Source organism: Bacillus sp. FSL R9-9530 (assembly GCF_038008145.1).
Classification (GTDB): Bacteria; Bacillota; Bacilli; order Bacillales; family Bacillaceae_G; genus Bacillus_A; species Bacillus_A mycoides.
This window is the reverse complement of sequence record NZ_JBBOYO010000001.1, coordinates 4,059,168-4,080,881: the sequence shown is the minus strand read 5'-3', so window position 1 is coordinate 4,080,881 and position 21,714 is coordinate 4,059,168. Positions and strand designations below refer to the sequence as shown.

General features: G+C 37.2%; 21 protein-coding genes and 2 pseudogenes. 7 read left to right on the top strand and 16 right to left on the bottom strand.

What is annotated here, in order from left to right; genetic code table 11:
• The first annotated feature begins 279 nt into the window (after window positions 1-279).
• Complete coding sequence (locus MKX66_RS20525; protein WP_002089791.1) at window positions 280-1,680, top strand: M28 family metallopeptidase; 1,401 nt, start codon at window positions 280-282, stop codon at window positions 1,678-1,680.
• A gap of 145 nt (window positions 1,681-1,825) precedes the next feature.
• Window positions 1,826-2,200 carry a hypothetical protein gene (locus tag MKX66_RS20520; protein WP_000794128.1) on the top strand — a complete coding sequence of 125 codons (375 nt, stop codon included), beginning with the start codon at window positions 1,826-1,828 and terminating at the stop codon, window positions 2,198-2,200.
• A gap of 26 nt (window positions 2,201-2,226) precedes the next feature.
• Here the strand turns inward: MKX66_RS20520 and MKX66_RS20515 are convergent.
• From MKX66_RS20515 to MKX66_RS20500, 4 genes and pseudogenes are all read right to left on the bottom strand, one after another.
• Window positions 2,227-2,385: pseudogene (locus MKX66_RS20515) on the bottom strand (anti-sigma factor); the annotation flags it as partial.
• Window positions 2,379-2,550 (bottom strand): annotated as a pseudogene (locus tag MKX66_RS20510) (RNA polymerase sigma factor); the annotation flags it as partial. The pseudogenes MKX66_RS20510 and MKX66_RS20515, both read right to left, overlap by 7 nt.
• 105 nt (window positions 2,551-2,655) lie before the next feature.
• Complete coding sequence (argS, locus tag MKX66_RS20505) at window positions 2,656-4,326, bottom strand: arginine--tRNA ligase (RefSeq protein WP_326996691.1); 1,671 nt, start codon at window positions 4,324-4,326, stop codon at window positions 2,656-2,658.
• Window positions 4,326-4,763 (bottom strand): DUF1934 domain-containing protein, encoded by a 438-nt coding sequence (locus tag MKX66_RS20500; RefSeq protein WP_002089794.1) that lies wholly within the window; start codon window positions 4,761-4,763, stop codon window positions 4,326-4,328. The genes argS and MKX66_RS20500 overlap by 1 nt, the downstream gene beginning before the upstream one ends.
• A 148-nt stretch (window positions 4,764-4,911) precedes the next feature.
• On the opposite strand from MKX66_RS20500, the gene MKX66_RS20495 reads away from it, so the two are divergent.
• The gene (locus MKX66_RS20495) at window positions 4,912-5,952 is read left to right on the top strand and encodes a S66 family peptidase (RefSeq protein ID WP_341086984.1); all 1,041 of its coding nucleotides are present in this window, start codon (window positions 4,912-4,914) and stop codon (window positions 5,950-5,952) included.
• 25 nt (window positions 5,953-5,977) lie between these two features.
• Here the strand turns inward: MKX66_RS20495 and MKX66_RS20490 are convergent, their stop codons facing one another.
• Entirely contained in the window at window positions 5,978-6,340 is a 363-nt protein-coding gene (locus tag MKX66_RS20490) for a YxeA family protein (RefSeq protein ID WP_002130097.1), read from the bottom strand.
• Window positions 6,341-6,574: 234 nt separating this feature from the next.
• On the opposite strand from MKX66_RS20490, the gene MKX66_RS20485 reads away from it, so the two are divergent.
• Complete coding sequence (locus MKX66_RS20485) at window positions 6,575-7,612, top strand: PTS sugar transporter subunit IIC (protein ID WP_002068536.1); 1,038 nt, start codon at window positions 6,575-6,577, stop codon at window positions 7,610-7,612.
• A 298-nt stretch (window positions 7,613-7,910) separates the two neighbouring features.
• On the opposite strand, the gene speB is transcribed toward MKX66_RS20485, so the two are convergent.
• The 4 genes from speB to MKX66_RS20465 all read right to left on the bottom strand — a co-directional run bounded on the left by speB (window position 7,911) and on the right by MKX66_RS20465 (window position 11,592).
• A complete protein-coding gene (gene speB / locus MKX66_RS20480; protein ID WP_341086983.1) occupies window positions 7,911-8,783 on the bottom strand; it encodes an agmatinase in 873 nt (290 codons plus the stop codon).
• 218 nt (window positions 8,784-9,001) lie between these two features.
• On the bottom strand, window positions 9,002-9,829 hold the full coding sequence (gene speE, locus MKX66_RS20475; protein WP_000424693.1) for a polyamine aminopropyltransferase: 828 nt from the start codon (window positions 9,827-9,829) through the stop codon (window positions 9,002-9,004).
• Between the two features lie 186 nt (window positions 9,830-10,015).
• Entirely contained in the window at window positions 10,016-11,179 is a 1,164-nt protein-coding gene (locus MKX66_RS20470) for an MFS transporter (protein WP_002016352.1), read from the bottom strand.
• A 5-nt stretch (window positions 11,180-11,184) separates the two neighbouring features.
• Window positions 11,185-11,592, bottom strand: coding sequence for a MerR family transcriptional regulator (locus tag MKX66_RS20465; RefSeq protein ID WP_002016353.1), 408 nt, complete (start codon window positions 11,590-11,592; stop codon window positions 11,185-11,187).
• Window positions 11,593-11,742: 150 nt separating this feature from the next.
• Here MKX66_RS20465 and MKX66_RS20460 point away from each other — a divergent pair, with 150 nt between their 5' ends.
• Both MKX66_RS20460 and MKX66_RS20455 read left to right on the top strand, forming a co-directional pair.
• Window positions 11,743-12,468 carry a glycerophosphodiester phosphodiesterase gene (locus tag MKX66_RS20460; protein WP_341086981.1) on the top strand — a complete coding sequence of 242 codons (726 nt, stop codon included), beginning with the start codon at window positions 11,743-11,745 and terminating at the stop codon, window positions 12,466-12,468.
• Between the two features lie 100 nt (window positions 12,469-12,568).
• Window positions 12,569-14,620 carry a transglycosylase domain-containing protein gene (locus MKX66_RS20455; RefSeq protein ID WP_002143907.1) on the top strand — a complete coding sequence of 684 codons (2,052 nt, stop codon included), beginning with the start codon at window positions 12,569-12,571 and terminating at the stop codon, window positions 14,618-14,620.
• Between the two features lie 32 nt (window positions 14,621-14,652).
• On the opposite strand, the gene MKX66_RS20450 is transcribed toward MKX66_RS20455, so the two are convergent.
• Together MKX66_RS20450 and MKX66_RS20445 are read right to left on the bottom strand one after the other, a co-directional pair.
• Entirely contained in the window at window positions 14,653-15,162 is a 510-nt protein-coding gene (locus tag MKX66_RS20450; RefSeq protein ID WP_002016357.1) for a YwhD family protein, read from the bottom strand.
• A 25-nt stretch (window positions 15,163-15,187) separates the two neighbouring features.
• Window positions 15,188-15,862 carry a site-2 protease family protein gene (locus tag MKX66_RS20445; protein WP_002016358.1) on the bottom strand — a complete coding sequence of 225 codons (675 nt, stop codon included), beginning with the start codon at window positions 15,860-15,862 and terminating at the stop codon, window positions 15,188-15,190.
• A 112-nt stretch (window positions 15,863-15,974) separates the two neighbouring features.
• Here MKX66_RS20445 and MKX66_RS20440 point away from each other — a divergent pair, with 112 nt between their 5' ends.
• On the top strand, window positions 15,975-16,160 hold the full coding sequence (locus MKX66_RS20440) for a 2-hydroxymuconate tautomerase (RefSeq protein ID WP_001147171.1): 186 nt from the start codon (window positions 15,975-15,977) through the stop codon (window positions 16,158-16,160).
• A 39-nt stretch (window positions 16,161-16,199) separates the two neighbouring features.
• On the opposite strand, the gene MKX66_RS20435 is transcribed toward MKX66_RS20440, so the two are convergent.
• From MKX66_RS20435 to MKX66_RS20415, 5 genes are all read right to left on the bottom strand, one after another.
• Window positions 16,200-17,504, bottom strand: a complete 1,305-nt coding sequence (locus MKX66_RS20435; RefSeq protein ID WP_341086978.1) for an HD domain-containing protein — start codon at window positions 17,502-17,504, stop codon at window positions 16,200-16,202.
• A gap of 145 nt (window positions 17,505-17,649) precedes the next feature.
• On the bottom strand, window positions 17,650-18,588 hold the full coding sequence (locus MKX66_RS20430; protein ID WP_002138981.1) for an ABC transporter substrate-binding protein: 939 nt from the start codon (window positions 18,586-18,588) through the stop codon (window positions 17,650-17,652).
• Window positions 18,589-18,786: 198 nt separating this feature from the next.
• Entirely contained in the window at window positions 18,787-19,599 is an 813-nt protein-coding gene (locus MKX66_RS20425) for an ABC transporter ATP-binding protein (RefSeq protein WP_002034935.1), read from the bottom strand.
• A 15-nt stretch (window positions 19,600-19,614) separates the two neighbouring features.
• A complete protein-coding gene (locus MKX66_RS20420; RefSeq protein WP_012262062.1) occupies window positions 19,615-20,631 on the bottom strand; it encodes a FecCD family ABC transporter permease in 1,017 nt (338 codons plus the stop codon).
• Complete coding sequence (locus MKX66_RS20415; RefSeq protein ID WP_000388282.1) at window positions 20,628-21,683, bottom strand: FecCD family ABC transporter permease; 1,056 nt, start codon at window positions 21,681-21,683, stop codon at window positions 20,628-20,630. The genes MKX66_RS20420 and MKX66_RS20415 overlap by 4 nt, the downstream gene beginning before the upstream one ends.
• Window positions 21,684-21,714: the final 31 nt, after the last annotated feature.

Sequence of the window (21,714 nt, the reverse complement as noted above, 5' to 3'; positions counted from 1 at the left end):
TGCATATAGCGTTTTTTATTTCTCAACATATATTTATTGAAAATTCAGATATATAAAGGTAAGATAAAGTGAAACTTTAATCAGTGAGGGTTTTTTCCATCCCTCATTGATTATTAGTTGAACCAATCGGGCTTTTACGGGCAGTTGATCTCCCATCTAACTTCTTTGCTTTACAGCCGAATTTTGAGATGGGGGTTTTACTGCCCGTTAATGCGGGATATAGTCGTTATCCGTCTTCTTTTGTCAGTCAGAGAGAATAGAAGAATGGGAGAGGAAAAAATGAGAAAATCACTGAAACAAAAAATAGTAAGCTCCTTGCTTGCTGTATCACTCGCCGTTAGCTTAGCTCCAATCGGGCAAGCAAAAGCTGATTCCACGTCAGAAATTACACAGACTCCACCTATTACAAAACAAGTTGATGCAAACCGCGCCATCGAGCATATCCGTTTCTTATCCGAAACAATCGGTCCCCGTCCGGGTGGTACAAAATCAGAAGAATGGGCTTCTCGCTATGTTGGTATGAAGCTTAAATCAATGGGATATGAAGTAGAGTATCAGCCCTTTCAAGTGCCGGATCAATACGTTGGATTTATCGAATCACCATTAGGGACAAAGCGTAATTGGCAAGCTGGTGCTGCTCCAAATGCACTAATTTCTACAGAAGCTGTTACAGCTCCGCTTATCTTTGTTCAAGGTGGTACAAAATTAGACGATATTCCAAATGAGGTAAACGGAAAAATTGTTTTATTCGAAAGAGGTGCAACAGTAGCAGATTATAATAAACAGGTTGAAAATGCTGTTAGTAAAGGGGCAAAAGGTGTTCTTTTATACAGCTTAATTGGCGGACGCGGAAACTATGGACAAACTTTCAATCCTCGCTTAACTAAAAAACAGGCTATCCCTGTCTTCGGTCTTGCTTATGCTCAAGGAAATGCATTTAAAGAAGAAATCGCTAAAAAAGAGACAACAATTCTTTCCCTAAAAGCGAGACATGAATCTAATTTAACATCCTTAAATGTCATCGCTAAAAAGAAACCAAAAAATAGTACAGGTAATGAAAAAGCTGTTGTTGTAAGTTCACACTATGATAGTGTCGTTGGAGCACCTGGGGCAAATGACAATGCTTCTGGTACAGGATTAGTATTAGAATTAGCTCGTGCTTTTCAAAATGTAGAAACTGATAAAGAAATTCGTTTTATTGCTTTTGGTTCTGAAGAAACTGGCTTACTTGGCTCTGATTATTATGTTAATAGTCTGTCCCAAAAAGAACGTGATCGAATTTTAGGTGTCTTTAACGCAGACATGGTTGCAACAAATTATGATAAAGCAAAGAATTTATATGCAATGACTCCTGATGGATCAACGAACCTTGTAACAGATGCTGCCTTACAAGCAGGTAAACAATTAAATAATGATCTCGTTCTTCAAGGAAAATTCGGCTCTAGTGATCACGTACCATTTGCTGAAGTGGGTATTCCTTCTGCACTATTTATTTGGATGGGTGTCGATAGTTGGAATCCATTAATCTATCATATCGAAAAGGTATATCACACGCCTCAAGATAATGTATTTGAGAACATTTCACCAGAACGTATGAAAATGGCATTAGAAGTTATCGGAACTGGTGTTTATAACACCCTTCAAAAACCTGTTGCTCAAACTGAACAAAAAGCTGCTTAATCATTTAAAAGACCACTGATTTAATTAGTGGTCTTTTATTGAGAAAAAATATATATGCATAAAAGCATATTTTTTCCTATTCATTATCGTATACAATATTAACTGTAACAAAAATGATTACAACTAATAAGGAGGCTTTTCTACTATGAAAAATATGATTTTAGCCGGCGCATTAACTTTAACAGGAATTACTGGCGCTACCGCGTTTATTCCTGAAACAAAAGTCGCTGCTGCCGCTCAAGAACAAAGCTTTACAAAATTTTATTCTTTGCAAACTGGAGCTAGTTCTGAACAAGAACCTATTTTCCTTCAAAAGGGACAAGAGCTAACAATTCAACCTAACAGCAAAACTCCTAGTTACAGTGTTTATGACTCAAATCATAACCTTATTGGGCGTTATTCTGATGGTTACGGCCGAATTTTCACTGCAAAAACAGATGGAAATATGTACGTTCAATTTCATGCACCTTACGTTTACTATAGTCCTGTTAGCTTTTCTGTTACTTATACTATTCAATAGAAAAGAGGTCCTTTACAGGGCCTCTTTTATTTCTCTTTCCAATTTACTTTTACAAATCCATCTTTCACCATTACACCACTTATATTAAACACATACTTTTCATTTGCTTTTAATGTAACTGTAAAAACACCTTTTTTCGATTCACAGATCTCCTTCAACTCTTTTATCCCTTCCCCTTGTCTTTCGTTTTCGCTAATTTATAGCATAGGGAATATATTTGCTTATATATATATCAATTAATTCTTCTACCTTTTCTTCCATCTTAACCCCCCTGTCATTTATATAAGACGACGCAAATTCTCCTTTTGTTTGATAATTTTTTTATTATCTCCATACAAAAAGGCAATCACAACATCGTGTGATTGCCTTTTATTTAAAGCGAGCTCTGCCTCCTAATCCCTTCCGTCTAAGAACCTTAGCCTTTGGGACTAAACAGTCGGCTCCGCTTTTCTTTATTACATTTTTTCTGGTGCAGATACTCCTACGATTGCTAATGCATTTTGAAGTGTCGTGCGTACTGCTTTCATTAATTCGTAACGAGCTTTACTTAATTCTAAGTTATCTTGGTTTAATACTTTTTCTGCATTGTAGAAGCTGTGTAATGCTGCTGCTAATTCAAATGCATAGCTTGTAATGCGGTGTGGCAAACGTTTTTGCGCTGCATCCGCAACTACAGCCGGGAATTCACCAAGTTTTTTCAGTAACTCTACTTCTTTCTCAGAAGTAACAAGTTTGTAATTTACATCTCCGCCTGTAGCTAATCCTAACTCTTCACCTTGACGAAGGATACTGCATACACGAGCATGTGCATATTGTGCATAGTATACTGGGTTTTCATTAGATTTTGATACAGCTAAGTCCATATCGAAGTCTAAATGAGAATCACCGCTACGCATTGCGAAGAAGTATCGCATTGCGTCCACGCCTACTTCTTCCATAAGCTCACGAAGTGTAACTGCTTTACCTGTACGCTTACTCATTTTCATTTTTTCACCATTTTGGTACAGTTGTACCATTTGGATGATTTCTACTTCAAGTGTTTCTTTATCGTAACCTAGTGCTTGAATAGCAGCTTTCATACGAGGAATGTAACCGTGGTGGTCAGCACCCCAAATGTTGATTAGCTTATCGAAACCACGCTCTAATTTATCACGGTGATAAGCGATATCTGGCGTTAAGTATGTGTAAGAACCGTCATTTTTAATTAATACACGGTTTTTGTCGTCACCGTAAGTCATTGAACGGAACCAAGTTGCTCCGCCTTCTTCAAAGATTTCGTCACGCTCTTTTAATACAGCAAGAGCCTGATCAATTTTTCCGTTTTTGTATAATGATGTTTCTGAGAACCACACATCGAAGTTAACACGGAAGCTTGCTAAATCTTTTTGAAGTTTTGCTAACTCATATTTTAAACCGTATGAACGATAGAATTCATAGCTTTCTTCTGCATCAACTTTTGCATAACGATCGCCAAACTCTTCAGCTAAGCGTTTACCGATTCCAATGATGTCCGCACCATGGTAACCGTCTTCTGGCATTTCTTTCTCTAAACCTAAAGCTTGCATGTAACGAGCTTCAACAGAAAGAGCTAAGTTATGAATTTGGTTACCAGCATCATTAATGTAGTACTCACGAGATACATCATATCCTGCTTTTGCTAATACGTTACATAAAGTGTCACCTACTGCCGCACCACGTGCATGTCCTAAGTGAAGATCACCTGTTGGATTCGCAGATACGAACTCAATTTGTACTTTTTCACCTTTACCAGTATTCGTTTCACCGTATGCTTCACCAGCGTTGACGATTGTTGGGATTAAGTCTGTTAAGTAGCTATTATCCATGTAGAAGTTAATGAAACCAGGACCAGCGATTTCAATTTTTTCAATAGAAGCTTTTGCTTTATCGAAGTTTGCAACTAAGTCTTCTGCAATCATACGAGGTGCTTTTTTCGCAACGCGTGCAAGTTGCATTGCCATATTTGTAGAGAAGTCACCATTTGTTTTATCTTTTGGAGATTCTAATACAACGTTTGGAATTTGTTCTTCTGTCGCTAGTTCTGCCTTTAATACAGCAGCTTGAATTTCTTCTTTAATCAATCCTTTTACTTGTTCTAAAGAATTCATTATTTTGCCTCCTTCAAATTAAGTGTAATTGTATATCTGCCAGCTTCTTGTTCACTTAGAAGCAATGCGTACGTTAAGAAGAGTTGTCCTTTTTTCTTTTCATCCGACCATTTAAAAAGAACGTTATCAGTTTTCGTTTGCAATGCAAACGTACCAAGTTCACTCGTATACGTACCAGTTGTCCATTCACCTTTCACATGCGTCTGACGCATAGAAATAGCACCTGAACGCATAATGAGAACTTGTTCATCTTGAATTTTAATAATTGTTTTCACTTCGCCTTGTTCGTTCGGCTCTTGGAATGTTATATATGTACCTTGACCTTTTACATAGTATTGACCATTTGCTTCAAAAGCAACGGTTTCCTTCCTCGCCCCTTCACGGATTTCTGTTACGAAATGAACGTGTACCGGCAAGCCTGCAAGTTGTTTCTTCACGTCTTGCACACCCTTCAAATGTTATAGATATTAAATACTACTTATAATAAATCACTTTTCCTATCATATCAAAAAAAGACTCTGTCTGTCTGCTGAAAAATCAGGAAAACTCCTTTTCAAAAAATAATTCACCTTCACTTTATTTCATATGTTAAAATATTTTTTAAATCTGAATATTCTTTCATTTCAAGGGGTGAATTTGGTGCTACTAACAAAATTAAAAAAAGGTGATGAAATAAGGGTTATTTCACCATCTTGTAGTTTAAGTATTGTCTCAAATGAAAACAGAGACCTTGCTATAAAAAGATTAACCGACATAGGCTTTCAAGTTACATTCTCAAAATATGCTGATGAGATAGATCGATTCGCTTCCTCTTCTATTTCTTCACGAGTTCAAGACCTCCACGAAGCATTTAGAGATCCTAATGTAAAAGCTATTTTGACGACACTTGGCGGATACAACTCTAATGGTTTATTGAAACATCTCGATTATGATTTAATTCGAGAAAATCCGAAAATTTTCTGCGGTTATTCTGATATTACCGCTTTAAGTAACGCGATTTATGCTAAAACAGGCTTAGTTACATATTCAGGTCCTCACTTCTCTTCATTTGGAATGGAGAAAGGGCTCGATTATACGACCGATTACTTTTTAAAGTGCTTAACTTCTCATGAACCTATTGAAATACTACCAGCTGAAACTTGGAGCGATGACTCTTGGTATATGGATCAAGAAAATCGAGAATTTATTAAAAATGAAGGATATGTTTCAATTCAAGAAGGGGAAGCGATGGGAGATATTATTGGTGGCAATATGAGCACATTTAATTTACTGCAAGGTACACCATATATGCCAAGCTTACAGGGCAAAATTTTATTTCTTGAAGAGGATAGTTTAACAGGAAAATCTACCCTAAAAACTTTTGATCGATATTTACATTCTCTTATGCAGCAACCTGACTTTGAACATGTAAAAGGCATTCTTATAGGACGAATGCAAAAAGGAGCAGAATGTATGATAGAGGACATTCAAGAAATGATTGCTTCAAAGCCTGAACTTGCTCATATCCCTATTATTGCGAATGCCAGTTTCGGACATACAACTCCAATCTTTACTTTCCCAATTGGCGGAAGGGCAAAAATCATTTCTAATAAAGAAAGTTCAGCTATCACCATTTTAACGCACTAAAAAAGGAGCGAACGATTCGCTCCTTTTATGGTTTTTCTATTTTTTGTAACGCTTTTTGCGGGATTGATTCTTTCGAGATTTCAGCCCATCCTTTTCCCTGCATACCTTTTGCATAAATTTTTATAAAAGCACCCGTATGCAATTCACGGTTCACCATTCTTTTAATAACTTGTAACTTTCCATCTTCTGTATACCCTTTAAATGTATACAAATATTCATCGTCTTTTTTCTCACTTTTATCTATAACAGCATAATAATCTTGTATTTCTTTATTTGAAAAGAAGTTGTCTACAAAAGCATGCACACCTTCTGTTTTCGTGTTTAAATAATATGCTGTTCCACCTAAAATAATGGCGAACACAGCTAAAACTTTAATTACCAATTTCATAAATGCGCCTCCTGTTTGCACTGCTTTCTCACTAGCCGTATGTCTATACCTGTATTATACGAAAAAAGGCATACTATACTCTATCGAAATGCCTTACACTTTCCTTACATTATTGTAAGAGTTTTTCACCTTACAGCAATTTCCCAATAAAAAATTTTTCCGTTTAACAAACTTTTATATTATTATTGAATGATACAAATTTTTATTACAAAAATCAAAGGAGACAGTTTTCAAATGGCTATCTTGCAAGGTTTAGCACTATTACTTGTTGTACTTTGTCTATTTACACTTTTCAGTTACCGTGCGCCTTACGGAATGAAAGCAATGGGCGCTTTAGCTAATGCAGCAATCGCAAGTTTTCTTATTGAAGCATTTCACCGTTATATTGGTGGAGAAATGTTTCATAATGACTTTTTACAATCAGTAGGGGAAGCTTCTGGTAGTATGAGCGGTGTCGCAGCGGCAATTTTAGTCGCATTAGCAATCGGTGTTTCACCCGTATACGCTGTTTTAATCGGTATAGCTACTAGTGGATTCGGTATTTTACCAGGATTTTTCGCTGGATACGTTTGTGCTTTCGTCGTGAAATTTCTCGAAAAGAAATTACCAGCTGGTGTAGAATTTTTAGCAATCCTATGTATTGCCGCACCAATTTCACGTGGAATGGCCATGCTTATGGATCCACTCGTTAACGCAACACTCGGTAAAATCGGTTCTATGATTTCAGTTGCAACTACAGAAAGTCCTATCATTATGGGTATTATGCTTGGTGGATTAATAACAGTTATTTCTACATCTCCATTAAGTTCTATGGCACTAACTGCAATGCTTGGATTAACTGGTTTACCAATGGCAATTGGTAGTCTTGCCGTAGCAGCTTCTGCCCCAATGAACTTCATTTTCTTTAAACGACTAAAAATCTGTTCAAAGAAAGATACAATCGCCGTGGCAATCGAGCCGTTAACACAGGCCGATGTTGTCTCAGCAAATCCAATTCCTATCTATATGACAAACTTTGTTGGCGGTGCGCTTGCCGGTATTATTACGTCGCTGTTCCAGCTCGTTAATAATGCACCAGGGACAGCATCACCAATTCCAGGACTTCTCGTACTGTTCGGATTTAATGATGTAATAAAAGTAACGATTGCTGCCGTATTATGTGGAATCGTTACCACTATTGTTGGATACGTCGGTTCCATTGTGTTCCGCAAATATCCAATCCGTTCTGCTGATGAAATTCGCGGAATTACTTCGGAAGAGAAAGTTGCGTAAAGAAAGGGAGCTATTCTCATCGTTTGAGAATAGCTCTTTTTTATGTCGCGTGACGGTAAGTGAAATTATATTGAACACAACTCCGCGTATATCGACTTAACTACTAAATAAGACAATAATAACCTACCTATTAATAAAAGAAGCCGGCTCAAAACACTTTTTGAGTCGGCTTCACTTTTACTTTATCCAGCTACAGTGGCTAGAATGATTGATGGCTTCGCTTCTTCCTTCGAGGCAAAAAACGCCTCTACGTCTGAAGCTCCATCCCTCTCACATTCTGAGCGAGCCGCCTACGCTTTTATTTAACCCAACCGAGCAGCATTTCCCGCACGAATTTGCTTGCTGCGATTGGTGTTTGATCACTATGATCGTAGACTGGAGCTACTTCTACTAAGTCTGCTCCGACTACTTTTATATTTGAATTTACAATTGCTACGATGGACTCTAATAGTTCTTTAGATGTGATACCTCCAGCTTCTAATGTTCCTGTTCCAGGAGCGTGAGCTGGGTCTAATACGTCGATGTCAATTGTGACATAGACTGGGCGTCCTGCAAGTTTCGGTAATACTTCCTTTAACGGTTCTAATACGTCAAATTTATATAAGTTCATACCTACTTCTTTTGCCCATTCGAATTCTTCCTTCATTCCAGAACGAATACCGAAAGAATATACGTTTTCCGGACCAATTAAATCGCACACTTTACGAATTGGTGTAGAGTGGGATAAAGGCTCTCCTTCATATGACTCACGTAAATCAGTATGAGCATCCATATGGATGATTGCTAAATCCGGATATTTTTTTGCCATTGCCTTAAAAATTGGCCAAGACACTAAGTGCTCTCCGCCGAGACCTAGTGGAAACTTACCGGCATCTAATAGTTTTGTTACATATTCTTCAATCATGTCTATGCTGCGCTGTGGATTCCCAAATGGTAATGGGATATCACCCGCATCAAAATATTTTATCTCTTCTAGTTCACGATCTAAATACGGACTATATTCTTCAAGACCGATTGATACTTCACGAATACGTGCAGGGCCAAAGCGAGATCCTGGACGGAAACTTACTGTCCAATCCATAGGCATCCCGTAAATAACTGCCTCTGACTCTTCAAAACTTGGATGACTTTTAATAAATACTTTACCTGAATAAGCTTCATCAAAACGCATATTCTTTTCCTCCTTATGTGGAACTTAAGGTATCCCAACCTTTCACTATTTCTCAAATTTGGAGCGCATTGCTCCTCTTTCTCGATTTACCTGGGCCTTCTTGTTATCACAAGAAGACTACTTCATTTGTAGCAGTGTAAGTAACTAGCATGTTCAAGCCTTCTAGACAAACACCTTAAATGAGTTACTTACACTTTATTTATTTCAATTTAACGCTCTTACTTAATTAAATCGCCAACAAATTTCGGTAATGCGAATGCTGCATTGTGTAATTCTTTTGTGTAATATTTCGTTTCGATTTCATGGAAACGCTCTTCACTTACTTCTAATGGATCATGTTTTTTAGATCCGATTGTGAACGTCCAAAGTCCACTTGGATACGTCGGAATGTTTGCTGTGTATAGACGAGTAATTGGGAAAATCTCTTTTACGTCTTTAAACACAGTTGTAATTAGTTCTGGTGTAAACCAAGGGTTGTCCGTTTGAGCAACGAAAATACCATCTTCTTTTAACGCTTTAGAAATTCCAGCGTAGAAGCCTTTTGTAAATAGGTTTACTGCTGGGCCTACTGGCTCAGTAGAATCTACCATAATTACGTCATATTCATTTTCGCTTTCTGCGATGTGTAGGAAACCGTCTCCTACTTTTACTTCTACACGCTCATCATCTAATGCGCCTGCAATTGATGGTAAGTATTGTTTAGAGTACTCAATTACTTTTCCATCAATTTCAACAAGAGTTGCTTTCTTTACGCTTGGGTGTTTTAATACTTCACGAATAACACCACCATCGCCACCACCTACTACTAATACGTTTTCAGGGTTTGGATGTGTAAATAAAGGTACGTGCGCTACCATTTCATGATAAACGAACTCGTCCTTTTCTGTTGTCATAACCATGCCATCTAAAATAAGCATGTTTCCGAACTCTTCCGTTTCAACCATATCAAGTTTTTGGAATTCTGTTTGCTCCGTATGTAATGTGCGGTTAATACGCGCCGTAATTCCAAAATGCTTTGTTTGTTTTTCAGTGAACCATAGTTCCATCGTACAATCACGCCTTTCAATGCAAATTTATAATAGGGACATCATTAATGTCCCCTAACAAAAATAAAACAAAACATCCAAAAAGTATAGTTAAAAGTACAAAAATACCGAAAATATATTTTAGTCAGAGGGTTCTAACATATATGTGAAAAGGGATTGCTCTGTAATAGGAAAGAAAACCCTTTCTTAAGAAAGGGTTTTTGTCTCTATTTCTACCGGTTTACGAATCGGAATTAAGATCATTACGCAACCAACTAACACAACAATTCCACCGACTAAAAACGGACTTTGTGGTGAAACTGTATGACCGATGACTCCTGATAAAATTGGAGCAATCGCGCCCCCTAACCAACGAACGAAGTTATAAACACCTGATGTAACAGATCTTTCATAAGGTGAAATATCCATTACATAACTTGTAAATAACGCGTTATTTAAGCCTGATGCTAATCCTGATAGAACGATTAACACGATTTGTAACCACATAATTTTAACGAAGAATAGTGCAATTAAGAAAATCGCAAATACGAGTAAACTACCTTTTAACAATGTTTTTGGTTCATATTTACCTTCTAGCTTATGCGCTAAAATTGCTGATCCGTAAGCTAATGCTAATCCCCATCCGCAAAATACAAATCCTAATTGAATAGCAGATAAATGCATAATAAGTGGTGAATATGCTAACACGACGAAAAATCCGTAGTAATATAACATCCCAGAAATGGCACCTTGCATAAACGGTTTATACTTCACCAGGTTAAGTAATTCACCTACGCCTGCTGCTTTACGCTTCACTTTTCGCTCCGGTTCTTTTACAAAAAAGAAAACTAAAATAAATGCTAAAGAAATTAAAATACTCGTCGCAAAAAATGGGTAACGCCAAGAATGTCCACCTAATATACCGCCTAATAAAGGTCCACCTGCCATCCCTAAACCGATAGCTGCTTCATATAACCCTACTGCTTCATGAACTTCTTTACTTAATGCAATTAATAATGTCATCGCCGTTGCGAAGAACATCGCATTTCCTAATCCCCACCCCGCGCGGAAAAGAGATAATTGAGCAATCGTTTGCGATATACCACATATAAATGCAAATACAGTTACAATCGCAAGACCGATCGTCATCATTCGTTTATCACCAAATCTTGATGCAAATATTCCAGCTGGTAACATCATAATTGCCATCGTTAAAATATATGCTGTAAATAACATCTCGACTTGCCAATGCGAAGCACCAATTTGTTCAGCAATACTTGGTAAAATTGGGTCGACTACTCCTATACCTGAAAAGGCAAGGAAGGTAGCCACCACTGTAATCAATCTCCCTAATTTTTGTTTGCTCTCCATTTTGATTACTCTCCTTTTGTATTCTCTAAAAATGTAACTGCACGGCTTAAACTATCCTCTAGCTCTGCCTTAACACGCTGCATTTGCTCCATTTTTTCGTCTAACGTTTGCACTTGTTTTTCAAGCATCTCTTTAATTTCTTGAATCACTTCACGGTCACGCGGATTCTCACTGTTTCTTCTTTGTTCCATTCTTTCTTTTAACGATAAGAAATGTTGCATTTCTTGAAGCGTAATTCCTAGTACTTCTTTCGCTTCCACAATCCTTTTAATTCTCGCAATGTCCTCGTCTGTATACAGGCGAATGTTCCCTTCACTGCGTTCTGGGGGATGAATTAAACCAATTTCCTCATAATAACGAAGTGTACGCTTTGTTAAACCAACTTGCTTTGTTACTTCATCAATTTTATACATGTGTATTCCTCCCTTCACCAATTATTACATTTTACGTTAACGTTAACTTTTGTGCAACTGTTATACTTTTGTAAATGTTTGTCATATGAATTGTATTTTTCTCAAAGCAGTTTCATAATGAAAGAAAAGAGATGATAAGGAGATTTTCACATGAATAAACCACTTATTTTCGCTCACCGCGGGGTAAAAGGAACACATCCAGAAAATACGATGATTGCCTTCCAAGAGGCTGAACGCATTAGTGCTCACGGAATTGAACTTGATGTTCATCTATCAAAAGATGGTGAACTAGTTGTTATTCATGATGAAACGGTGGACCGCACAACAAATGGCGTGGGACTTGTTTCTGAGAAAACTGTAGAGGAATTACAAGCTTTAGATGCTGGTAGCCATAAAAATCCTTCTTTCCATGAGGCGAAAATCCCAACATTACGAGAAGTATTTATTTGGCTCTCTACAACAAATTTACAACTTAACATTGAATTAAAAACAGATGTTCTTCATTATCCAAATATTGAAGAAAAAGTTGTTGCTCTTGTTCGTGAATATCATCTATCCAATCAAATTGTATTTTCATCATTTAACCACGATTCCGTTTCATTATTAGCAGAAATTGCTCCAGAAATTCCAAGAGCGATTTTGTACGATACACCACTTGCAGATCCTATTGCTGAAGCAAAAAGGCGCGAGGCGACTGGATTACATCCAAACTTTCAATTATTAACGAAAGAGTTTGTCCAATTAGCACAGGGGCAAGGATACGTTTTTCGTCCTTACACTATTAATGAATATAAAGATTTACAAACTATGATTGACTATGGTGTAGATGTCATCATTACCGATTGGCCAGCACGTGCCTTTGAGCTCCTTTCTTAATTGAAGGGGCTTTTTTGTTTTCAAAATTTCATTGTTTAAAATAAACGAAAACCCTCAATACTAATACAATAATGCTTGTATTAATGAGGGGCTGAAAAAGATGGATCAAACTATGAATCCAAAACTTAAAAAATATAAACGTCTTTTCTTCACCGTAATGTTTTCTTGTGTTCTTTTTTTCGTTTTTTCCTTTTTTATTATCATTATAGCTGCAAAAATTATGGGGCCTCCCCCTGTTGCAGTGCCGCAAACGAGTGTCTTTTACGCTAATGATGACACTGTTATAGGACAAAGTAATGAAACACAAAAGCGCTATAATGTATCTCTTGATGAAATTTCTCCTTATGTAAAAGAGGCAACACTATCTATTGAAGATCAACGATTCTACAAACATCATGGATTTGATATAAAGCGCATTGTTGGTGCCATTGTTGCCGATTTAAAAGCAATGGCAAAAGTACAAGGTGCTAGTACTATTACACAACAGTATGCTCGTAACCTATACTTAGATCATGATAAAACGTGGAAGCGTAAACTATTAGAGGCAATGTATACCGTTCGCCTTGAAGTGAACTATAATAAAAATCATATTTTAGAAGGATATTTAAATACAATTTATTACGGGCATGGTGCTTACGGAATCGAAGCTGCTTCTCGCCTGTATTTCGATAAAACTGCAAAAGAATTAACATTAGCAGAAGCTAGTATGCTCGCAGGCATTCCGAAAGGACCTAGCTTTTATTCTCCCTTTTTAAAAGAGGAGCGTGCTAAAGGGCGTCAATCTCTCATACTAGATGAAATGGTAGAACAAGGTTATATTACAAAACAGCAAGCTGCCTCGGCAAAAAAGGAACCGCTAACTTTCGCCTCATTAGATACGAAAAAAGTGGCAGAGGTCGCACCTTATTTCCAAGATGCTGTACAAGCTTCTCTTCTTCGGGATATCGGATTAGATGAGCAAGCCTTACAGCGAGGTGGCTTACGTATTTATACAACCCTAGACCCTAAATTACAATCTGTAGCAGAGCAAGCTGTAAAAAATCATATACCTGAAACAACAAACATCCAAACTGCCCTCGTCTCTATGAATCCAAAAACGGGTGAAGTGGCTGCCCTTGTTGGTGGAACTGATTATAATACGAGTCAATTTAACAGAGCTACACAAGCCGCTCGTCAGCCCGGATCTACATTTAAGCCATTCCTATATTACGCAGCCTTAGAACGAGGATTCACCCCTGCTACGCGCTTAAAAAGCGAATACACTGTATTCACTTTAGGTGATGGTGTTTCCAAATATAAACCGAAAAATTATAAAAACTATTATGCAGACGACTTTGTGACAATGGCACAAGCACTCGCTGTTTCTGATAACGTATATGCTGTGAAGACAAATCTATTTTTAGGCGAAGACATTCTTACAAAAACAGCGAAGCAATTCGGTATTACTAGCGCATTAAAAGATGTTCCGTCTCTTGCTCTCGGCACATCTCCTGTAAAACCAATTGAAATGGTCAATGCTTATAGCATGTTTGCAAACGGCGGGAAAGAAGTAAAACCAATCTTTATAAGGCGCATCGTTGATCATGAAGGAAATATGCTATACGATGCTCATTTAGAAAGTAAACAAGTTCTAGATAAAAGCAAAGCCTTTGTGATGGAAGAAATGATGGCAGGTATGTTTAATAAAAAACTAAGCAGTTATGCCGCTGTGACCGGTCAATCGATGTTATCAAAACTATCAAGAACATATGCTGGAAAGTCTGGTTCTACAGAAACTGATAGTTGGATGATTGGATTTACCCCGCAGCTCGTAACAGGGGTTTGGATTGGATACGATCAACCTAAATCCATTTCAAACGTAGCAGAACAAGGATACGCAAAAAAAATATGGACCGATACAATGGAAAAAGGATTAGATGGACAGCCTAAACAAGAGTTCAAACAACCAGCAGATGTTGTTGCAGTCGATGTTAATCCTGAAAACGGTAAGATTGCTACAAAAAATTGTCCCATTTCTGTGAAAATGTATTTCGCAAAAGGTACAGAGCCAACAGAGTATTGTATGGATCACGTTGATGATAAGGAAGAGTTCGAAAAGGTTAGTGAAGAGAAGAAAAAAGCGGGTTGGTGGAAAAAATATCTCCCGTGGTAAAAAAATAGCTGACGGAAATTCGTCAGCTATTTTTATTCGCCTAATAATGCGTGGCGCAATTCTTCACTAGATTCGTTCCAAATTGCTTCATTATGCTCTTTTAAGAATGTACCAAGTACTTTTTTAGATGATTCATCCATATGATCAATCATGATGTGACGCTTTAGTGATTTATCCATTTTATTTACATGCTCTGGAAGTGATTTATATCCGCGGCGAATTTCACGATCAACTGTCATTTCACAGGCTGTTGCACCTGCGTAATAAGCACCGTTTGGTGTTCTTTCAATTGTTACCCAAACAAGCCAAAACGGTTTTCCGTTTGGAACTTCATCTTTATTTGTTAAAAACTTAATTCCTTTTTCTACTGTACTACGCGCATGCATCGCACCGATATCAACGAACGCAGTTTTCTCTAATACATCAACAAATACAGGAGAAATATTTTCTAAACTTAATGCCCCAACGCCAAAACCACCATGTCCATCTGTTGAATCATTTTTCACGATATTAAAACCGATTTTTTTCTTTTTCTCTGTCATATGTAAACTCCTCCTCGCTTAATGATTAAAAAAGCCTGAAAATAGGCGCAATGATATTTTGTAAAAATACTAATACATATGGAATAACAACATTGAAAATAGGTTGAATTGTGTAATTGCTAAGCGGTGTAATAACAAGAATTAATAACGCAATTGATCCATACTTTTCATACTGTGTCATTTTCGCACGAATATTTGCTGGTGCTAAATCTTCCACAACGCGATAACCATCAAGTGGCGGGATTGGTAATAAATTAAATACAAGTAAAACAATATTAAGCATAATAAAAATTTGGAAAAATTGATCCAGCGTATCTGCTACTGCAAGTGGCATCGCATCTAACACACCAAACGTTATTAAGCTATACCAAATAATTAAACCAATTGCACTTAAGATAAGATTACTTATCGGTCCCGCAATAGAAACTAATATTCCCGCAAGACGCGGTCTTTTAAAGTTATACGGGTTAACAGGTACTGGTCTTGCCCAACCGAATCCAAGAATTAGTACAGCAATCATACCGATAGGATCTAAATGAGCCATCGGTGATAACGTTAAACGTCCTTGCTTTTTCGCTGTATCGTCTCCAAATTTATATGCAACATACGCATGTGCAAATTCATGCACAGATAGCGCAATAATAATTGCCATTGCTACCAATGGAATTTGTTGCAATGGGTATCTAAATAACTGATCCATAACTCATCTCCTCTTCCATATGTCAAAAAAAGAAATTATTTGTTTTTCCGATTGTTCTTCCTCATAATCCGCTATAATAAGAGTGTAACTTACATAAAAGGAGCGATTATACATGCCATACGTAACAGTGAAAATGCTAGAAGGACGCACAGAAGAACAAAAGAAAGCTCTTGCTGAGAAAGTAACAGCAGCAGTAAGCGAAACAACTGGTGCTCCTGAAGAAAACATCGTTGTTTTCATCGAAGAAATGTCTAAAAACCATTATGCAGTTGGCGGAAAACGCTTAAGCGACAAATAATTTCAAGTTTTTTCATAAGAAGCAGCTCTTAGCTGCTTCTTATTTCTTTCCTTCTAACAACTCGATAATTCTCTCTTTATATTTTCCTTTTCTTCCATCTTCATAGATTAAATCATGCGGATAGAATAGCTTTTGATCCGTTCGCTTCTTACCTGTAATCGCCTCAACAATATCCGATTCACGCGAAAGCTCTCTAAGTTCCCCGTTCGGCATAAGAAGTAAGATTGGCAGACGCTCTTCTTCTTCTCCTGCGCGGTAAAAGTCATACGGTAAATCCGATGTTGAATCCACAACTAAGTAATACTCTGGATCGAGTCCAATCTTTTTAAATAAGCTACTTAGCTCCATCCAATTATCTAAACCGTGCTGATCTGTAAACTCTACATATTTAAATAGATTTCGATTCATAAAACGGCGGCATAAGTCACTTAAAATCGGATCTTCTTCGTCTTGCCATACTTGGAAGTAATAATACATTACGTTCTCGTCTAACTTTAAATAATCCTCTACTGTCACTTCTTCTTCAAATAAAGAATAGAAATGAACAGGATGATTTTTAAACGCATAATACTTCTCATGCAGTGATTTAGCTCGGTGTAAAATCTTCGTTAAAATTACTTCTGCACTACGTGTTACCGGATGAAAATATACTTGCCAATACATTTGATAACGGCTCATAATATAATGCTCTACAGCATGCATACCACTATTTTTAATGACAACTTGATTACCGTACGGGCGCATGACACGCAGTATACGTTCCATATCAAAGTTCCCATACTTTACACCAGTAAAATATGCATCTCTTAATAAATAATCCATACGATCGGCATCAATTTGGCTCGAAATCATACTAATCGCTAATTTATTAGTAGATGTTTTCGCAATTACATCTGCTACCTTTTGCGGGAAATCCTTATCCACACGGCTTAACACACGATTAATTTCCGTATCACCAACGATAATCTTTTGCGTAAATTTCTCATGATCTAACGAAAATACTTTTTCAAACGAGTGAGAAAATGGGCCGTGACCGACATCATGAAGTAATGACGCACATAAACATAACAATCTATCTTCAGCATTCCAGTTCGGTCTGCCATCAAACACATCATCAATCATACGACGAATAATTTCATATACACCTAACGAATGAGTAAAGCGACTATGCTCTGCACCGTGAAATGTAAAAAATGTCGTACCAAGCTGCTTAATACGGCGCAAGCGTTGAAATTCTTTCGTTCCGATTAAATCCCAAATAACGCGATCACGCACGTGTACATATTTATGTACTGGGTCTTTAAACACTTTTGTTTCGCTGAGTTTGTCGTTTAAATATACCACTTTCCGACATCCCCCTTTCTTTACTGCATTCTTACTATATATTATAAACGATATAGGAAACAGAAAGAAATGAAAGACTATATTAATTCCTGTTATATAAAGAAAAATCACCTTTACCAAAGCAAAGGTGATTTTTCTTTATATATTATTTTCCTAAAATGAACTCAGTAACTTCGTCTAGGATCATTTCTTTACCTAGTGGGAAGTATCCTTTGTTTACATCTTCATTACTGATTGTAAATACATGGTTGTTTTTAACAGCGTTCATATTTTTCCAAATTGATTCTTCTTGGAATTCTTTTAGACGCTGAGAACCGTCACCAGTTGTAAATACGAATAAGTAATCTGGGTTGTAATCAATTAAAGCTTCTTTTTGTATTTGTACTAACGGTTTATCAGTTGGTGTACCTTTAACTGCTGGTAATTTTAAATCACCAAAGATTACGCTACCGTAACCGTAGTCACCGTATACACGGAATGCATTTGGATATGCAGCCATTTTCATGAATGTTGCATCGCCAGTTTTAGCAACGATTTTGTCATGTAATTTGCTTGCTTTTTCATCATACTTTTTGAACCATTCTTTTGTTTCTTTCTCTTTACCGAAGATTTGACCTACTTCTTCGAATTTTGGACGCCATTGGTCTAATGGAGTTTTTAACATAACTGTTGGTGCAATTTTAGATAATTGATCATAAATCTTTTCTTGACGATTGTTTACAATAATTAAATCTGGTTTTGCAGCAGCCACTGCTTCGATGTTAATTTTATCGCCCCACGCAGAACCAACCGGTTTTACATCTTTCAATTTCTTCTCAATATGTGAATCAATTTTTTCTTGTGTTGTATTTGCAGTAATAATCGGTTTCATACCGAAAATTAATAATTCTTCTGTTGAACCACTAAGGTCAGCAATTTTCTTTGGATTTGCAGGAATTTTAATTTCCCCTTTTGCGTGTTGTACAGTGCGCTCTTCAGTTTTCGCATCTGCTTTCTTTTCTTCTTCTTTGTTAGAACAAGCTGCAAATAGTACAGAAGTAACAACTAGTACCATTGCTAATAGTGCCATTTTAAAATTCTTCATATTCCGACTCCTTCTAGCTGTATTTCTCTTATAATTTGCATGTAACTATAAGAAACGAAACAACATTTAATTAATATATTTTTATTAATTGTTGTTTATAACCCGTTCTAACGGGCGTTCAACTTCCCATCCGTGGGTAAGCTCAACGTCCATTAGAACTCCCCCTCTCACCTCTTTAAGAGGGGGAAATTCTATTAATTATGCTTTTTTACGCAATTGATTATTAATCATCGCTAAATCGTATGTTAAACAAATTGGTTTACAGTTTACTGGACATGGAACGATTTGCGCTTCAATCTCAAATACGTTACGAAGTGTTTCACTCGTCATAACTTCATCTGGCGTTCCTTGTTTCATTAACTTACCTGCTTTTAATGCAATCATATGATCAGAGAAACGAGAAGCATGATTTAAATCGTGAATAACCATAACAATCGTTCTGCCTTCTTCTTTGTTTAACTTCTTCAGTAAGTTTAATATCTCAAGTTGATGAGCCATATCTAAGTATGTTGTTGGTTCATCTAACACAAGTAAATCTGTTCCTTGTGCAAGAGCCATCGCAATCCATACACGTTGACGTTGACCACCTGATAAAGCTTCTGCTGGACGATTTGCGAATTCTGTCATCCCCGTCACTTCAAGTGCCCAATGAATGTAGCGATAATCCTCTTCTTTCAATGTTCCAAATCCTTTTTGATGAGGAAAACGTCCATATGAAACAAGTTCAAACACAGTAAGGCCTGTTGGCACTTCTGCAGTTTGTGGTAAAATCGCCATTTTCTTTGCGATTTCTTTCGTTGGCTGTTTCTCAATTGCTTTTCCATCAAGATAAACAGTACCTCGTTTTGCTTTCAAAATACGAGAAGCCGTTTTTAATAATGTGGATTTCCCACAACCATTTGGTCCAATAATCGTTGTAATTTGTCCTTCCGGAATTTCAACTGTTAATCCATCTATAATTAACCCTTCATTATACCCAACAGATACCGCATCAACTGCTAAAGTTGCCATACAAAAAGCCTCCCTTTATTTTGTCCTCATAAGTAAATATATGAAATATGGTGCGCCAATTACAGAAATAACAAGACCGACCGGTATTTCTGAAGTTGGTAACACACTTCTTGAAATTACATCTGCAAATAAAAGCAAGAACGTTCCTATTAATGCAGCCGTTGGTAACATAATTTGATGTTTACCACCAACGAGGCGTCTCGCTAAATGCGGAGCCATTAAACCGATAAAACCAATGCCTCCCGCCACCGCAACAGATGCACCAGCTAAACAAACTGCAATAAATAATAATTTACGTCTTTCCTTTTCTACGTTTACACCAAGGCCAACTGCTGTAGAGTCGCCTAAATTCATTACATTTAATATGTGCGCTTTACTAATGGCAAGTGGTAAGAAAATAATCATCCATGGGAGTACACTTAGTACGAACTTCCAATCTGTTCCCCATAAACTTCCTGCCAACCAAATCGTTGCAAAACGGAAGTCGTTAGATGTCATCTTCATAGAGAAAATTAAACTAACCGCACCAAATCCGGCTGCAACAGCGATACCAACAAGAATTAATCGAGTTGATGAAACACCGTCTTTCCATGCTAGTAAATAAATAATAATCGCTGCTAATATCGCACCAACTAGCGCGAAGAATGGAAGGATAAATACAGATAAAAATGTACCAGTTCCAACTTTTCCAAAGAAAAAGTAGACGAATACAACAACTGTTAATCCCGCTCCGGCGTTAATACCTATAATACCTGGATCAGCAAGTGGGTTTCGTGATAGCCCTTGCAAAATTGCACCTGACATAGCTAATGCAGAACCAACTAATATAGCAATAACCATACGCGGCATACGAAATTCAAATAAAATAACAGATTGATCTTCTGCACCCAATCCAACTAGTGACTTTAATACATCTATTGGAGGAATTTTAAATGTTCCTGTATTTAAACTTATTAAAAATACAGCAACAATTAATCCTACTAAAATCGTTAAAATAGAAACGTTCTTTTTTGTTAAGACGCTCGTCCTCACATCTTTCCTCTCCCTTCATTACGTGCTAAGTAGAGGAAGAATGGCACCCCAATTAGCGCTGTAATTGCTCCAATTGGCGTTTCAAATGGTGGATTAATAACGCGAGATAACATATCTGCACATTCAATTAGCAATCCACCTAAGACCGCAGAACATGGAATAACCCATCTATAATCTGAGCCTACAAGGAAACGAGTCATATGCGGAATTACAAGTCCAACAAATCCAACTGATCCTGCCATAGAAACCGCAGAACCTGTTAATACAAGAACAAGTACTGTTCCGATAAATTTAATTAATGTCGTATTTTGACCAAGTCCAATCGCAATTTCTTCACCAAAGCTTAAAATTGTGATATATCTCGACATCATAATTGCTATAATGAGACAAACAAGACCAATCGGTACTAACATATTAATACTTTGCCATTTCACTCCGGCAACACCGCCTGCATTCCACATACTTACCTCTTGGGCAAGGTTGAAATACAATGCAATTCCAGATGAAATTGCCCCTAATAAAGCACTAATTGCTGCACCTGCTAAAGCTAATTTTACAGGCGTTAATCCACCTGGTGAAGAAGACCCAATACCATATACAATGCTCGCTCCAAACGCAGCTCCAATAAAAGATGCGATAACAAACATTAAATAAGGTGAATTAGGGAAGAATGCATACATAATTGCAATTCCGAATACAGCACCATCTGTAATCCCCATTAACGATGGAGATGCAAGTGGATTTCGTGTCATACCTTGCATAATTGCACCTGATACCGCTAAAAAAGCACCTGCAACTACGCCCCCTATTGCTCTAGGCATGCGAAGTTCTTGAATTACGTTATGGTGCGTTATGGAACCATCAAACTGAAATACAGCTTGCCAAACGGTCTTTAAACTAATATCTGCTGCACCAAACGAAATAGAAACTGCCATACTTAAAGCTAACAAAATTGTGCCTGCTATTAAAATAATAGAAGCAACGAGCGGTCTGCTCTTAATCTCTTTAACATTCACATCTTGCTGTTCTATACTCCTTGCGCTCGCTTCCATCCCTCAACCATCCTAACCAACAACATATATT